The 16,226-nt window shown below is 36.8% G+C and carries 15 protein-coding genes; all 15 read right to left on the bottom strand.

The window, feature by feature from the left end; all coding sequences use genetic code 11:
• Positions 1–309: 309 nt before the first annotated feature.
• The 15 genes from ACQV2G_RS03245 to ACQV2G_RS03175 all read right to left on the bottom strand — a co-directional run bounded on the left by ACQV2G_RS03245 (position 310) and on the right by ACQV2G_RS03175 (position 16,070).
• Complete coding sequence (locus ACQV2G_RS03245) at positions 310–690, bottom strand: hypothetical protein (RefSeq protein WP_428876128.1); 381 nt, start codon at positions 688–690, stop codon at positions 310–312.
• A gap of 356 nt (positions 691–1,046) precedes the next feature.
• Positions 1,047–2,138 carry a hypothetical protein gene (locus ACQV2G_RS03240; RefSeq protein ID WP_428876127.1) on the bottom strand — a complete coding sequence of 364 codons (1,092 nt, stop codon included), beginning with the start codon at positions 2,136–2,138 and terminating at the stop codon, positions 1,047–1,049.
• A 199-nt stretch (positions 2,139–2,337) separates the two neighbouring features.
• Positions 2,338–2,631: a GNAT family N-acetyltransferase gene (locus ACQV2G_RS03235; RefSeq protein ID WP_428873224.1), complete on the bottom strand. Its 294-nt coding sequence runs from the start codon at positions 2,629–2,631 to the stop codon at positions 2,338–2,340.
• 111 nt (positions 2,632–2,742) lie between these two features.
• A complete protein-coding gene (locus tag ACQV2G_RS03230) occupies positions 2,743–3,318 on the bottom strand; it encodes a TMEM175 family protein (RefSeq protein WP_428873222.1) in 576 nt (191 codons plus the stop codon).
• Positions 3,319–3,429: 111 nt separating this feature from the next.
• A complete protein-coding gene (lysS, locus tag ACQV2G_RS03225) occupies positions 3,430–4,941 on the bottom strand; it encodes a lysine--tRNA ligase (RefSeq protein WP_428873220.1) in 1,512 nt (503 codons plus the stop codon).
• Between the two features lie 85 nt (positions 4,942–5,026).
• Positions 5,027–5,902: an Hsp33 family molecular chaperone HslO gene (gene hslO, locus ACQV2G_RS03220; RefSeq protein WP_428876126.1), complete on the bottom strand. Its 876-nt coding sequence runs from the start codon at positions 5,900–5,902 to the stop codon at positions 5,027–5,029.
• A 64-nt stretch (positions 5,903–5,966) separates the two neighbouring features.
• Positions 5,967–8,021, bottom strand: coding sequence for an ATP-dependent zinc metalloprotease FtsH (ftsH, locus tag ACQV2G_RS03215; protein ID WP_428876125.1), 2,055 nt, complete (start codon positions 8,019–8,021; stop codon positions 5,967–5,969).
• Positions 8,022–8,103: 82 nt separating this feature from the next.
• A complete protein-coding gene (gene hpt, locus ACQV2G_RS03210) occupies positions 8,104–8,646 on the bottom strand; it encodes a hypoxanthine phosphoribosyltransferase (RefSeq protein ID WP_428873216.1) in 543 nt (180 codons plus the stop codon).
• Positions 8,647–8,715: 69 nt separating this feature from the next.
• Positions 8,716–10,173, bottom strand: coding sequence for a tRNA lysidine(34) synthetase TilS (tilS, locus tag ACQV2G_RS03205; RefSeq protein WP_428873214.1), 1,458 nt, complete (start codon positions 10,171–10,173; stop codon positions 8,716–8,718).
• Between the two features lie 82 nt (positions 10,174–10,255).
• Complete coding sequence (locus tag ACQV2G_RS03200) at positions 10,256–10,780, bottom strand: S1 domain-containing RNA-binding protein (RefSeq protein ID WP_428876124.1); 525 nt, start codon at positions 10,778–10,780, stop codon at positions 10,256–10,258.
• A gap of 36 nt (positions 10,781–10,816) precedes the next feature.
• Complete coding sequence (locus tag ACQV2G_RS03195) at positions 10,817–11,200, bottom strand: FtsB family cell division protein (protein WP_428873212.1); 384 nt, start codon at positions 11,198–11,200, stop codon at positions 10,817–10,819.
• A 62-nt stretch (positions 11,201–11,262) separates the two neighbouring features.
• Complete coding sequence (locus ACQV2G_RS03190; RefSeq protein ID WP_428873211.1) at positions 11,263–11,526, bottom strand: RNA-binding S4 domain-containing protein; 264 nt, start codon at positions 11,524–11,526, stop codon at positions 11,263–11,265.
• 16 nt (positions 11,527–11,542) lie between these two features.
• Complete coding sequence (mfd, locus tag ACQV2G_RS03185) at positions 11,543–15,109, bottom strand: transcription-repair coupling factor (protein ID WP_428875355.1); 3,567 nt, start codon at positions 15,107–15,109, stop codon at positions 11,543–11,545.
• Positions 15,110–15,169: 60 nt separating this feature from the next.
• Positions 15,170–15,736, bottom strand: coding sequence for an aminoacyl-tRNA hydrolase (pth, locus tag ACQV2G_RS03180; protein WP_428873208.1), 567 nt, complete (start codon positions 15,734–15,736; stop codon positions 15,170–15,172).
• A gap of 106 nt (positions 15,737–15,842) precedes the next feature.
• A complete protein-coding gene (locus tag ACQV2G_RS03175) occupies positions 15,843–16,070 on the bottom strand; it encodes a Veg family protein (RefSeq protein ID WP_428876123.1) in 228 nt (75 codons plus the stop codon).
• Positions 16,071–16,226 lie beyond the last annotated feature (156 nt).

Here is a 16,226-nt window from a genome sequence, read left to right as displayed (position 1 = left end):
TTTTCAAAACTGCGCTTCAGGGTGAATCTATAGCAGTCAGCACGACTGAGTTTCAGGTATCTGTCAATAAAAACACCTTTATTATCTTACCATGTAGTTTTTTCCTCGTCAATTAAATTTCGCATATATTTTAAAAACTTTTCTAGAGTTGTCAAACATATGTTACACAAGGTGCTTCTAAATGGGCATGCTTATGTCTTAGCGTCTAGCCCTCAAATTCTTTACTTTTGTCAAAGAGGAAAGCGGAGCGATCCTTGACAGAAATAAAGCCTAAAATAGGATGCATGCTAGCAACTAATTCTTTAAATCCTAAAAACTTAGAGCAAACCCCGCTAAAGTAACTGCTACATAGTAGGTATAAAACTTGTCGGGTTGCTTACTAGATAGGCGACGCGCACAAGCGAAAGTAAACTGAGGGCGCAGGGCATCACCACTGATAACAACTGCTATGGAAAAACCCGTTATAAAACACATTGAAAAATAGTTTAAGCTAGACAAAATTATCGAAGGGAAAAGCTGATTGAGTTCTTGACTCATCACTTCAATCTTTTCAAAATCAAACCGATAGTTAAATAAAGTATCGATAAAAACTAGGATAATAAAATAATTAAGACCGGCGTAAAAAACCAATAATTTGTTGGATTTTTCAAACTCAAAGGATGCAATAATCAAAACTAATAGAACATACAAGGCGCTACCCCAAATGCTATTTAAATTAAATTGCTGCTGCAAACTAGCTCCGGACAATAGCACCCATTAAGGCATGCATGAGCCCTACCAAGAATATGCCGAATAGGCCAACAGAACCAAACCTAATAAAACATTGCAGTAGCTCTTGGCCTGAAGTCAGTCTCGTCCCTGTTACTACTCCCACATAGGCAAAAGCTATCGTCAATGTCTTTCGATTCAAATAGAAACACTCCTCTATGTATTTAAACAATTAAAAAGCGATGCATAACTATGGAATCATGCATCGCTTTCATTCTATTACATGGCCCAAAATGTTTGGTAATCTTTTGCTATAAAGGGATAAATTCATCTCTTTTTTAGTACCTTAAAAGAGCAGAAAACTGTTGTTTAATCCCTTCAACTTTTTCCAAAACGAGAGAAATTTTAACCCCTTGATCCATGGCTTTGATCACCCAATGATTTAAAACCTCTCCATCTAATAAGTTGTCTGTAAAGTATTGAATCACCCATTCTTCGATACGCCCTTCATGGATCAGCCCTTTAATCTCTTCAAAATCATGAATGACTTTCCCTTGATTACGAGCTTTTTCAATTTGATCAATCTTTTCTTTTGCGAATTCTTGCTGATTTTGACTAAGGGTCTCTTTTAAAAGTTTGGTTTTCGCTTTAGCATCCATGGATTGGAAGGGTTTGTCGATTGTTGAATCATAATAAATAGCGCTGTTTTCATTAACTTTTTTGTAATGGCCTATGTTCTCAACTGTTCCTGCTAATAAAATTGGCCGGTGATAATGTTTAGCTACTTCTTGCATTTTTTTATGCAAGTAATTGAAATATTTTGCGCGATCTAGATCTTTTTCTTCTGGAGTAGCTCGGTGTCCATGATGCATACCAGGCTCTTGACGTCCGCCATAAGAGTGTACATTGACTTGAGAGTCAGCGTCTAAATCATCATAAATCTCTGAAAAGTCTTTCACTTCAATCGCAGGGTCTAGAGTAAGGGCTTCGGCATTAAACTGGTTGGCATCAAAAAAGTCCACCGAATCTTTAGATATATCTGCAATGATTACTTCATGAAGTTTCTCATAATAAGCCAATAAAGGTAAAAGATAAAATTCATTTCCTAGATGAATCGAAGGTTTAAATTCATTACGTAAATAGGCAACTTCAACATCTTTAGGACTGATAAAAAGGGCTAGACCTTCTTTAGTTTGATCCCAAAAATTTTTATCGTTTCGAATTCTTTCAATTTCTTTTAAAATCTTATTTGCTTCATCTTTATCAACTTCTTCCAGCTTAGATTTAACTTGCTGAATTAGATTTTTAAATTGAATCAGGTCTTCTTGCCTATTTAAACCTCCACGATTAGTAGGCATATAAAGGGAAAGGCGCATCAAATCTTTTTGACTTTGTAACTCTCTTAAATTTGCAATAAAACTGTAACTCATCTTGATCCTTCCTTTCTATATTTTGTAAATAAAATCAATACTTAGGTCGTAAGCACTGTATTTTCCAACTTACTATTAAAATATTTGAAATAGACCTACTAATTAAAAGGTTATCACGGAAGCGCTTTATTGTCTAATTAAAGACCTTAAAAAAACCAAAAGTAGATGAAACTACTTTTGGTTATATGATTAGCAACTGTTAAGCTGGGTGTTTACGAGCATCTATATGCCTATATTTTTCTGCTTCCTCATCAAATTTTCTAATGACATATGGACAACTGGGATATATTTTTTTACCTTGCTGTTGCATATCTGCTACTAACTCATCTAAAAGCTTACCAGCAATTCCTTGACCTCTAAGACTATCTGAAGTAAAGGTATGGTTAGCCACCACTAACTTTTCATCATCAGTATCTCGATAAGTTATCTCGGCAATCATCTCGTTTTCTTCATTACGTAAAACAATGGCATGGTCTTCTCTTAAAAATTCCATTACTAGCCCTCCTTAATTGTGTTAATTCTATAATAACCTATTAATCGCAAAAATTAAAAAAATATGATTTGCCATATCAATATTTAAAAATTCGTAGAAATAAATGAAAGACTATTTATAAAAGGTGCTTTCTAGTCGCTTATCTGGAATAATCCATAATAAAGCTATCGCCACATATATTAGATAAGAAATTAGAGGCTGATAAAAAGCGAAAATCAAAGCAAGAATATAAAAAACAATCGAACCTTTCCCTTTGAAATCCTTACCAATCTTTTTAGCTAAATCTGAATCCTTGCCATTCACCCGAATAATTTCTGTTTGTAAAATATTATAAGAAACAGCACACATTAGTAAGATGAATCCATAAAAAAAGGCTGGTAGTTTAACAGAAGGGTTTAAGCCCATCCATTCCGTGAAAGTTGGTATCAAAGACATAAAAAAGAGCCAAAATAAGTTACGCCATAAAATTTTACCATTGACTGTTTTTAAAACGGCTAATAAATGATGATGATTGGCCCAGTATATCCCCACATATGCATAGCTTAGTATATAGGCTAATAGAGTCGGATATATTTCTTTCAATCCAGCTAGGTCTAAACTAGCTGGGGGTTGTAATTTTAAAACCATGATAGTAATAACAATTGCTAAAACTCCATCGCTAAACGCTTCTGCTCTACTTGTATTCATAGTATTCTCCTTTATTTAATGTTGAGAGGTTTAGATTTTTAACTATTTCAAAAGAAACACCACAAACAAATCTCTATCCAGTTTGTGGTAATTTCTTAATCAATTCAATTCTTAATTATTTCTTAATGTTGGGAATAAGAGGACATCACGAATGGATTGTGAATCCGTTAATAACATTACTAAACGGTCAATACCAATTCCTAAACCACCAGTTGGAGGCATTCCGTGCTCTAATGCTTCTAAGAAATCTTCGTCAACTGGATGCGCTTCGTCATTTCCAGCATCTTTTTCTGCCATTTGAGCTTCAAAACGTTCTCTTTGATCAATTGGATCCGTTAACTCTGTAAAGGCATTCGCATATTCTTTACCAACAATAAACAATTCAAAGCGGTCGGTAAAACGTGGATCCTCTTCGTTTTTTCGAGCCAATGGTGAAATTTCAACCGGATGTCCATAAACAAAAGTAGGCTGAACTAATGTATCTTCTACCTTTTCTTCAAAGAAGTTATTAATAATATGTCCTACTGACAAATCGTGGTCTTCAACTGGGACTTGATGTTCTTTAGCTAAAGCTTTAGCTTCTTCTAGAGTCATCTCTTGCCAGAAATCGACACCGGTTTCTTCTTTAATTAAATCAACCATATGGCGACGTGCCCACGGCGTTTCCAAATCTACCTTTTTACCATCATAATCAATCATAGCAGTCCCTAAGACTTTCTTGGCAACATGGCGAATCAACCCTTCTGTTAAGTCCATAATATCCGTATAAACTGTATAAGCTGTATACACTTCAATCATAGTGAATTCAGGGTTATGGGTAGTATCAATTCCTTCATTACGGAAGACACGACTGATTTCGTATACTTTTTCCATACCGCCTATTACTAAACGCTTCAAATGTAATTCTAAAGCAATCCGTAAGTATAGTTCCATGTCTAATGCATTATGATGTGTAATGAAAGGTCTAGCTGACGCTCCACCTGCTAGATTATGTAAGACAGGAGTTTCAACCTCTAGATAATCTAAATCGTCTAAATAATGTCTCACTTCGCGAATAATCTTTGAACGGTTGACAAAGCGATCAAAACTTTCTTCGTTGGCAATTAGGTCTAAATAACGTTGGCGATATTTCTGTTCAACGTTTGTCAAACCATGGAATTTATCAGGTAGTGGTCTTAAAGCTTTTGTTAAAGGAATAAATTCCTTTGCTTTAACTGAAAGTTCCCCTGTTTTTGTCTTAAACAAGTTGCCGCGAACCCCCACAATATCTCCTAAATCGGCAGCGTTCCACCAAGTAAAGGCAGCTTCACCCACTTGATCCTGGCGAACATAAATCTGCAGCTTGCCTTTCATGTCTAACAGGTGAGCAAAACCTGCTTTTCCTTTTCCGCGCTTAGAAACGATACGGCCAGCAATAGAAACTTCAATCGCTTCTTTTTCTTGCAAGTCTTCTTTGGATAAGTGATCATACTTTTCAATTAAAGCCTTTGAATAGTCACTGCGTTCAAATCCTGCAGCAAAAGGATTGACTCCTGCTTCAGACATTTCTTGCATCTTTTGTCTTCTGACTACTAACTGGTCATTTAATTCTTCAAATTCTGGATTATCTTTTACATCAGACATTGGCTTTCCTCCCACTATTTCTTTATACTGTCCCTTTCATTTTACATGAAGTCGTTCAGTTTGTCATGGTGATAATAGAGCGATCTTATTGATTAGCTAAGATCGCTTTTAATTCTTCTTCACTAAATTGATAAGTCGCACTACAATATTGGCAAATAACCTCTGCTCCCTTATCCTCGTCAATCATTTGCTGTAACATATTAGAATCCAAAACTGCAAGTGACTTACGAAAGCGCTCTTTACTACATGGACAATAAAATTCAACTGGTTGCTGCGAAATAACTCGGCTATTATTCAATCCAACTAATGAATCCAAAAGATCTGTAATCACTTCTGATCCGTCGATTAACTCTGACAGCGAACCAAGCGACTTAATCCTTGTTTCCAGTTGATCAATCACTTCGTCAGATGTCCCAGGTAAAACTTGAATCATAAAGCCCCCAGCTGATTGAACTGATTCATCTGGATTGACAAGCACACTCAAGCCAATAGAAGAGGGAGTTTGTTCCGATACTGCCATATAGTAAGTAAAATCTTCGCCCAGTTCACCTGAAATAAGCTCAACTTGGCCAGTAAAAGCTTCTGAATCCGCAAGGTATTTACTGACCTTCAAACTACCAGGAAGCCCAACCGCTCTCGCTACATCCAACTTGCCTTTACTATTTAACTCTAAAGCCACGTTCGGATTTGATACATACCCTCTAATTCGACCTTGGGTATCGCCATCACAAGAGATTAATCCTAAAGGACCATTACCTTTAATCTGAACAAGCAGGTGGTCATCCCCTTTTAGATTGGCTGACAAGAGAGCTGTAGCAACCAAGCTTCGCCCCAATGCAGCTGTAGCCGTATGCCACGTTTGATGTTTTTCTTGTGCTCGCTTAACTAAGTCCGTCGCATCTACTACAAATACGCGTATTTGATCATCAAAAGCTAATGCTTTGATTAACTGCCCTTTCATTTTTTTCCTTCTTTCTATTTCATTCGATGATAAAAGACAGGCGAGGGCCTGTCTTTTAACTTAACTATTTGACTTCGTCCTTTGAATCCAAATCTTCGTTAGAATTTTCTTTAGGGTCATCTTCCAAAGATTTTTGTTTAGACTCTTCAAAGTCAGACGGATCTTCCACAACTTCTGCTGCTTCCGTTTCATCTAATTTAGGCATTTCACCTGTTTCAAAAAGAGCTTTAATTTGGCGAGCATCTAAGGTTTCAACTTCTAAGAGCTTTTCTGCGATCAGATTTAACTGTTCTCGGTGCTCATTAATAATACGATAAGCTTCCATTAAAGCTTCCTTCATAATACGGTGAATTTCCTTATCGATTTCATAAGCCACTTGCTCAGAATAAGAGGTATGGTCTTCTGTACCATAGCGACGTCCTGCAAATGGTTGGCTATCACTCTCATATTGAACGGTTCCAATTGTTTCAGACATCCCGTAACGAGTCACCATACTACGTACTATAGCTGTCGCTTGACGGAAGTCATCACTGGCTCCTGTTGACTGATGGTTAAAGACAATTTCTTCCGCCGCACGACCTCCTAAAAGACCTACAACTTGCTCAAATAATTCTTTATAGGTAACAATGTATTGATCTTCTTTAGGAAGCATAATAGCATAGCCACCTGCACGACCACGTGGAACGATAGTCACCTTATGGACTGTACGGGCTTCACTTAAAACCATACCAATTACAGTATGTCCTGCTTCGTGGTAAGCAACCGTTTTTCTTTGACGCTCCGAAACGACAGCATCTTTTTTAGCAGGTCCTGCAATCACACGATCATGTGCTTCGTCTAAATCAGGCGCTGTAATTTCTTTACGGTCAAAGCGGGCTGCAATTAAAGCTGCTTCGTTTAAAAGATTTTCTAAATCGGCTCCTGAAAAACCGGGTGTTTGTTGAGCAATCACTTTTAAGTCAATATCAGAAGCTAACTTTTTATTACGAGAGTGAACTTTCAACACGGCTTCTCTGCCTTTAACATCTGGATTGCCTACTAGTATTTGACGGTCAAAGCGCCCAGGACGTAAAAGAGCCGGGTCCAAGACATCTGAACGGTTAGTCGCAGCCATAACAATGACACCTTCATTTCCTTCAAAGCCGTCCATTTCAACAAGCAGTTGGTTAAGTGTTTGCTCACGTTCATCGTGGCCCCCACCCATACCTGCTCCTCTTTGTCGGCCTACAGCATCGATCTCGTCAATAAAAATAATAGCTGGTGCTTCTTTTTTTGCATTTTCAAATAAATCACGGACACGTGAAGCTCCCACCCCAACAAACATTTCGACGAACTCAGAACCTGAGATTGAGAAGAAAGGCACACCTGCTTCACCAGCAACGGCTTTTGCAAGTAAGGTTTTACCTGTACCTGGAGGTCCTTCTAAAAGCACTCCAGCTGGTATTCTTGCACCTAGAGCTGTAAACTTCTTAGGCTCTTTTAAAAACTCAACAATTTCAACTAGCTCTTGTTTTTCTTCATCGGCACCGGCAACGTCAGAGAATCTAACTTTGACTTTTTGTTTTGAGACATCTTTAGACTTAGACTTACCAAAGTTCATGACACCCTTTCCGCCACCACCACTAGCTTGCATCATGGTATACATCAAGAAAAAGCTAGGAATCAGTAATAGTAGGATAGGTAAAAAATTTAACCAAATACCTGCTGAAGACTCCGGCATTGATTTAAATTTTACATTTTTCTCTTTGGCTAATTCAGTCACTTGGCTAATGGTCGAATCATTTGGTAAGATATCTGTCTCAAACAATTGAGTTTTACTATCACCTTTGATGACTTCAACCGCTTTATCACTCGTTTTGTTTTCAGCTTCTATCGGTTGATACTTACCTTTCACATGATAAACTCCTGCTCCCGGTTGCATCTCAAATTCAGCAATTTTATCGGCTTCAAGTTGTTGAACAAATTCAGATATCGTGATCTTTTTAGTAGAATTTAAAAACGATCCACCATCTGTCATTAAACTAAAGCCGCCTAAAATAGCCAAACCGATTAAAATAGAAACGAGGGGGTTTCGAAAGGGATTTCGAAAGGGATTTCGATTTGGATTAGGTTTTTGCATTCGTTTCTTTCTCCTTAACTTCGATTATTGATTAAAAATATACTTAATCTTTTGATAAAAATAATTAGTCTCACTGACTATTTTAAGAATAGATTTCAGCTTTTAAGACCCCAATATAAGGTAGATTACGATATTTTTGATCATAATCTAGTCCATATCCTACTACAAACTCATTAGGAACTTCAACTCCGACATAATCTACTTTGACATCTGCTTCTATACGACGCTCTGCCTTATCTAGTAGACTGCATATTTTGATAGAATTGGCTTTACGAAAGTTTAGTAGATCCATGATATACTTTAAAGTTCTTCCAGTATCAATAATATCTTCGACTATTAAGATGTCCTTGCCTTCTACACTGCTATTCAAGTCTTTTATTATTTTGACTTCACCAGAAGACTCTGTAGCTGATCCATAACTTGAAACATCCATAAAGTCAATTTCTACATAGCAATCCATCTGACGGATTAAATCTGCCATAAAAAGAGCGGCTCCACGTAAGATACCTACTACCAGCACTTCTTTCCCTTGGTAATTCGCTGTAATTTCTTTACCTAGTCGTTGGACAGTAGCTCGTAATTCTTCTTCTGTTACAAGTACTTTTAAAACATCTTGTTCTAACATATTGACTCCTTTTCTTTCTCAAAGTGTATTAATGTATTTTAACATAACTCTTTATTTTCTTGCACCTTTTTAGTACATCTTTTGAATCAAAAGGTAATGTGTAATATTTTCTGGTTTTTGTGGTTGGTACTTAGAGGAACTCTGATGACCAATCATCCAAATCACTTCGTTAGTGTCATTAACAATTAACCAAATTTTATCTCTTACGGATGAAGGGATTTTTTCATCAATTAAGATTCTAGAAATTTTCTTGTGATAAGCTCCTTTGCTTGACTTCAACTCAATCAAATCCCCGTCTTGACGATGACGAATATGAAAGGCGGGGGGATTCTCTTCTTCTGATAGGTCAAGTGCCAAGAAATCATCTACTGCCTTACGCATTTGATTATTAACAAAAGAGCGGTTGAAAAGACCAATCCATAGCCCATTCCCTAGGCTAAACCACTTATTATTGGTAGATAAGTCCACTCGATAATCAGAAAGAGCTGGTGCTTTTCTTTCTTCCGGCTCGATAAAGATGTAATCATATTCTCGACGCGACACCCATCCTGGAGCTAAATTAAAGCGGTAATTTGGTGTTTCAGTATTTAAAATTTGATCCAGCAAGTGACTGATAGCCTCTTTATCATATTGACCAGCCACTTCTATAAAGCGCTCTTCGAAAAAAATGGTCAAAAAGACTTCTCTAAAATCATCAGACAATTCACGCCATTTTTTAACATCAAAGGCCCAACGCTTGTCTTCAAGTTTAGCTAATAATAATGGTTCTTGACACATATAAGTCTCATAATGTGCTTGGTAGGAAGAGGTCAGCTGTTGTTGCATCGCAAATAAATTATGATAAAATTGCGGATTTTCAAGTTCAATTTTAGGTAAGTACTGCTTGCGAATACGATTTCTTAAATATTCTGTTTCATGATTGCTTTCATCTTCATAGTAAACAATCTGGTGGTTCTCAGCATATTGATAGAGCTCTGCTTTTCTAAAATTAATTAAAGGACGCATCAAGGCTGTCACAGTAATTTCATTATTACTAGCTTTCATGACTCTTTGATAATTATCACGTATTCCCGTCAATCCTTTTAACGAAGTCCCTCGAATCATTCGCATAAACATAGTTTCAACAGCATCGTCTAGATGATGGGCGGTCATTAAACAGTCCCCTTTACTAGCATCTAAAACATCAGCTAGAAATTGATAACGTGCTTGTCTAGCATTTGCTTCAATATTTGACTTGCTTGGACTCTCCCACTTAGATACAAAGTAAACCAATTGATGACTCTTAGCCGTGTTTACAACTAGGGTCTGTTCTTTATCATGAGTTTCGGGGGATCTTAGTCGATGGTTAAAATGAGCCACTACTAATTGCCGATCCCTATATTCATTTAATTGAACCAACTCTATCATTAAATGGAGGAGAACCATCGAATCAACGCCTCCAGAAATAGCTAAAACAATCGTTTTGCATTCTTCCCAACCGGGCCAAGATTCTACTTTATTCTTAAATTGTCGAAAGGTTGCTTCCATAGCTTACCACCTCTGCCTCGTTCAAAATAAAGACTGCAAATAGACTGGCTAAAGTCTATTGCAGTCGGCAATATTTTATCAATTAACTACGGCGTCCACCACGTCCGCCTCGTTTTCCTTCAGTATTACGTTTCAGTGAAATTAAACGATCTTCACTATCTTTCAAGAAATTACTCATTAATTGATCGAAATCATCATTGTTTTTTTGAGCATATTTACCAGAAACATTTTGGTTAGGATAAGAGTTACCCTTGCCTTGCGGAACTTTTGGATATTCTTGATGGAAATTGCGACGAGTAGCTTCTTTTGGTTTACGATACTTGGCAGTAGACCCATCATTATTCTTTTTATCTTGATAAGAGTTGGCTGGTTTATCAACTGCTTGGCGTATTGATAAGCCGATCTTTCCATCATCAGCTACCGAAACCACCTTCACGGTGACTTCATCTCCCAATGATAATACTTCGTTGATGTCATTAACAAACCCATCTGAGATTTCACTTATATGGACTAATCCTGATTGATTATTATCTAAGGCAACAAAGGCTCCAAAATTTTTGATTCCTGTAACCTTACCTGTAACTTTTTGTCCTACTTCTACCGCCATATAATTCTTTTTCCTCCTATTAATACTTTAATTTTTTTACTGTTCACTTGACTCTTCGTTTAGATCGAAGATTATTTCGTTATCTTTTGAAAAAAAGTAATCTTTGCGGGCCAATTTGGCAATATAATCTTTGTCTTTTGATAAAATATACTCTTTTTCTGCCTGCTTGTTTTCCGCTTTAACCTTATTCAATCTCTCTTCCGCTTGAACCAATTGACTGTTGACTTCACTTTGCTTATGAAGCGCTTGAAGAAGCGAGAAAAGCGATAAACAAGTCAAAAAGACCCCTACTGAAAACGCTATATACTTTAATAAAGACTCCTGTTTGCTTTTTGAAGGGCTTATATGACCTGCGCTTTGATCAAAGGGGATGATTTTACGATTGGCTGACTGATTATTTTTTTCATTCAATTTTTTCACCACTCTCTCATTTTTGAGTATAGCAGTAATTTAATAAGAATGCACCCTATAATATTTGGTTTTTAATTAATTTTAGTGAATTCTTCACTAATTAATTCATACATCTTCGCTGCGTCTTCTTTTTTAGTTGACTCTTGTAATTCTTTTACCTTTATTGTCATTACACGGTTACCAAAAGTAATGGTTATTTCATCATCTACTTTGACAGTCGAACTTGATTTAGCAACTTGACTATTAATCTGAACTCTTCCTTGGTCTGCTACTTCTTTAGCTACGGTTCTTCTCTTAATAATTCGCGATATTTTTAAAAATTTATCTAAACGCATACTTTAATACTCCTTTTTACTTTAGTGCATGATTTAAATCTTTTTGACGCTGTTGATAATTTTGCTTAATTTGATAGGCTTGCTCTAATAATTTCTTTAAGAGACTTAAAATTTCATAACTCTCTTTTCCTTGAATGGTCAATTTAACCAGCATTCGATCTTTAGGTTTAGTGACTGTTTCTCTCGCTTGAACATCCTGCAGGGCTTGATAAATATTAGGGCCATAGAAAAATTGTGTGGCTTCTTCGCTGAAAGTCAAAACGACATATTGGTGCTGCCTTTTAATAGTAAGCATGCCCGTTTGACTAGCTAAATACCGGAGTAAAGCGATATCTAATAAGTCAGCTACTTGGTCAGGGTATTCACCGTAGCGATCAATTAATTGATCTTGAACCTCGCGATAAGAATCAAAGGAATCAATTCGTTGGATAGCTTTATAAGCTGCAATTTTTTGGCGTTCATCTTCAATATAACTAGCAGGTAGATAGGCATCAATGGCTAAGTCAATTTCAGTATCACTTTGATTGAATACTGCCTGCTGGTTTTCTTTACCTTGCTTTTTGTCGACCGCTTCTTTCAATAATTGAGAATATAAATCAAACCCGATGGAATCGATAAAGCCAGATTGTTGTGCCCCTAAAAGATTGCCTGCTCCACGAATTGAAAGGTCGCGCATAGCAATTTTAAAACCAGATCCCAATTCGGTGAATTCACGAATGGCATTCAGTCGTTTTTCACTGACCTCACTTAATTGCTTCATAGGATCATACATTAAATAAGCATAAGCGAGTCGATTGGTTCGCCCCACTCTTCCTCTTAATTGGTAAAGAGTGGATAAGCCCATTTTATCTGCATGGTCAATAAATAAAGTGTTGGCATTAGGAATATCGACTCCCGTTTCAATAATAGTAGTCGTCACTAATAAGTCATAGTCTCCTTGAACAAAGTCATATAGAACATTTTCTAATTCAATTTCACTCATTTGACCGTGAGCAACCGCAACACGTGCCTCAGGAACTAATTGAGCGAGTTCTTCTGCACGATGATAGATAGTAGCTACACGATTATAAAGATAAAAGGCCTGTCCTCCGCGAGCAATCTCACGTTCCAAGGCAGATTTAATGGCCCCTTCATTCCGTTCCATTACATAGGTCTGGACAGGATAACGATTACTCGGCGGTGTTTCAATCACAGATAAATCTCTCACTCCAATCATCGACATATGAAGAGTTCGAGGTATTGGAGTAGCTGTTAATGTTAAAACATCCACTTGCGATCTTAATTGCTTCAATCGCTCTTTATGTTTCACACCAAAACGCTGTTCCTCATCGACGACTAATAAGCCTAAATCTAAAAATTCAATATCTTTCGATAAAATCCGGTGAGTTCCCACTACAATTTGACAAGCGCCTACCTTTAAGTCTTTGATTGTCTCTTTTTGATTAGTCTTGGTCACAAAACGACTAAGCATCCTGATATTGAATGGATAATCAGCGAATCGTTCAATCAATGAATTGTAATGTTGTTGAGCCAATATAGTTGTTGGCACCAAGAAGGCTACTTGCTTACCATCCATCACCGCCTTAAAAATGGCTCGCATGGCTACCTCAGTTTTTCCATAACCAACATCCCCAATTAATAAACGATCCATCGGTCTTTCTTTTTCCATATCTTTCTTTATTTCTGAAGCTGATTGTAGCTGGTCAGGCGTTTCTACATAAGGAAAAGCATTTTCGAACTCTTGCTGTTCAGGACTATCTTCACTAAAGGCAAAGCCCTTGTCTTTTTCACGTTTAGCATAGAGTTCAATCAACTCATCCGCAATATCTTCAATTTTACTTGAAACTTTTTGCTTAGTTTTCGTCCATTCTGTACCACCTAAACGATGAATTTTAGGTGTTTTAGCTTCACCAGAGGCAACATATTTTTGAATAAGATGCAATTGGTCAATGGGCACCATCACTTTGGCGTTATTTTGGTATTCAATAACTAGTAAATCACGATGGGAACCAGCAATTTCCATGGTTTCCATTCCAGTATAGCGGCCAATCCCATGATTAATATGGACCACGTAATCGCCAGTTTCCAGTTCATTATAAGATTTTATTCGCTCAGCATTAGAAAGTTTTTGTTGTTTAATCACTTTCTTCTTCATACGATTAAACAATTCTTTTTCAGTCAGTAAAACCCATTTATCATTTGGTAACTCGAAGCCATGGCTTAGGTTTCCAATGAGCAGGTTTACCTGGCCTGGCAGAAAATCATCTTGTTCTTGGATATGTATCGGATCAATTTGATATTCAGCAAATAGTTGCCGCACCTTTTCGGCCCGCTTTTTTGATTCAACAATAATTTGAATATTTTGATTTTGATTCAACCAATGATCTATCTCTGCTTTTATTAATGGCATCTGATGATAAAAGGCATTCATTGTCCGGTAAGAAAAATGATGAATACTAGCTAATGCCTGCTTGCCCATACTCTTTTGAATCAAATCAAAGAAGATGACTGCATGCTTACTTTGATTAATTTGATCGAATGCTGATAACTTTAATGGTTGATTGGGAAATAGATGACCCTTTAAGGTCTCCTGTTCCAACCAAAATTGATCATGCTCAATTAATTGGATTTCTTCTTGATGAATTTTTGAGAACTCATTGACTACTAAACGCCCTGAAACATGCATATAATCCAAAAGGGAATGCCCCTTAGGATCGTAAAAAGATAAAAAAGCTTGGCTCTTATCAAGTGTTTGATTATGGTTTAAACCTTCAAGCTGCTCACCCATAAATTGCTTTAGCTTTTGTTTCATCTCTTCATCTTTGATTTTTTTACTCGCCTTCTTAATTGCTTCATCCAATTGCTCTTTAATACTTTCTTGTTGTTTTTTAGTAAATAGCACATCAGTAGCAGGTTCAATCTTTATCGTTTGAAGGTTTTTCTTTGAAACTTGGCTTTCTGCATCAAAGTAACGGATAGAATCGAGTTCCACATCAAAGAAATCTAAGCGAATAGGAGAGGGAGCGGTTAGAGGATAAAAGTCAATGATACTCCCCCTTACAGAGAACTCCCCGGGGGTCATAACCATTGCTACTTTTTGATAACCTAGTTCAAATAAAATATTTTCTAAGTCTTCTCTTTCAATCTCATAACCAATCGTCAATTCCAATTGGTTGGCTAACCAATCTTCAACTGGCGAAAGTCGCTTACGAATACCAGACACATTGGTTAAAGCAATAACAGGCTCTTTACTCAATAAGGCTTGTAAACATTCTACTCTTTGCGCCCGACCTTCTAGAGAAGCTGTAGAATATTCTAGCGCCAAACTCTCTTCCGCAGGAAAAGAATATATAGCGACATTAGGTAGCAAGCTGGAAAGATCTTCAAACATTTGGATTAAGTGATTCGGATTGCTTTCCAGTATAATCATTTGACTCGGAGCCTCTTGATATAGTTTAGCGATATATATTGCTTTCCCACTACCATCTAGACCCGTCACTAAATGAGGAAGATTAGAATTATTTGCTTTATTTATAGTATTTATACTTTGATCAAAGGCTGCCGTTTGCAACTTATCTAACATCAAATCTCTCCTTATACATCCAACACAAAAACATGAAGCAGGGATATCCTTACTCCATGATTATTTTCTATTATAAAAATTCATTACTTCACTGTAAGGTTTTCCACCAACCCAGTCTGTTAAAGCATTCGCTGCATGATCAATTGCTTGAGTAACAAGTGGTAAGCTGTCCTTATCAAAAGGAGCTAAAACATGATCAATGACCTTCCAACCTGCTTGTGGACGGCCAATCCCAACTCTTATACGCTTAAAGTCATTCGTTCCAAGCATATGAATAATCGATTTCATGCCATTATGCCCACCGGCAGAACCTTTTTCACGAAGGCGAATACGACCTGGTTCGAGATCTAAATCGTCATAGACTACTATTAAATCCTCTACCGCAATACCATAATAAGACATTAAGGGTAAAACAGCTTGTCCCGAATTATTCATATAGGTAAAGGGTTTAACTAATAAAATCTTATCTGATTGATTCCGCCAAATGGTAAAATCTGCATCAAATTTTTGATCAGTAAAGTTTAAGCCTTCTTTATCTACTAAACGATCGATTGCTTCAAAGCCAGCGTTATGTCGCGTATTGGCATAACGTTCACCTGGGTTACCGAGACCAACAATCATTTTCAAGAGCGACACCTCCATAAGATATACAATTAATTATACCATAGCTTGCATCACAAAATAAGAAAGAGCCTTACTCAATAACAAGTAAGCCTCTTTAAAACTTGAAAGTTTAAAATTCGATTTCAACCGCATTAGTTAATATGTCTCGATAAGAAAATGATACACGATCCACATTGTCTTTCTCATCTAAGTCAACAATAAAAATTGACCGATAAGTTTCAGCAAGTGTTCCACGACGCTCTCGTTTCTTCTTACGCCCCATTTGAACAGTTACAACAATCTCTTCTCCAACTCTTCCATCAAGCATTGACTTGATTTCAATCAGGTCTTTTGGCATCTTATCACCTCATACCATATTATATCACAAATTCTTAAATTTTACAATATAACATAAGTAAGAATAACTTGCAATGTGTTAAACGTAAATGATAATGTCTCATGTTAAACGTAAATGATAATGTCTCAAGAGAACACAAATCAAAATGTCCCACTA

Origin of the sequence: Facklamia sp. P12955, from assembly GCF_050409565.1 — a bacterium.
Classification (GTDB): Bacteria; Bacillota; Bacilli; order Lactobacillales; family Aerococcaceae; genus Facklamia.
Note: the sequence above shows the minus strand (reverse complement) of the source record. Positions and strands in the feature narration are given on the sequence as shown.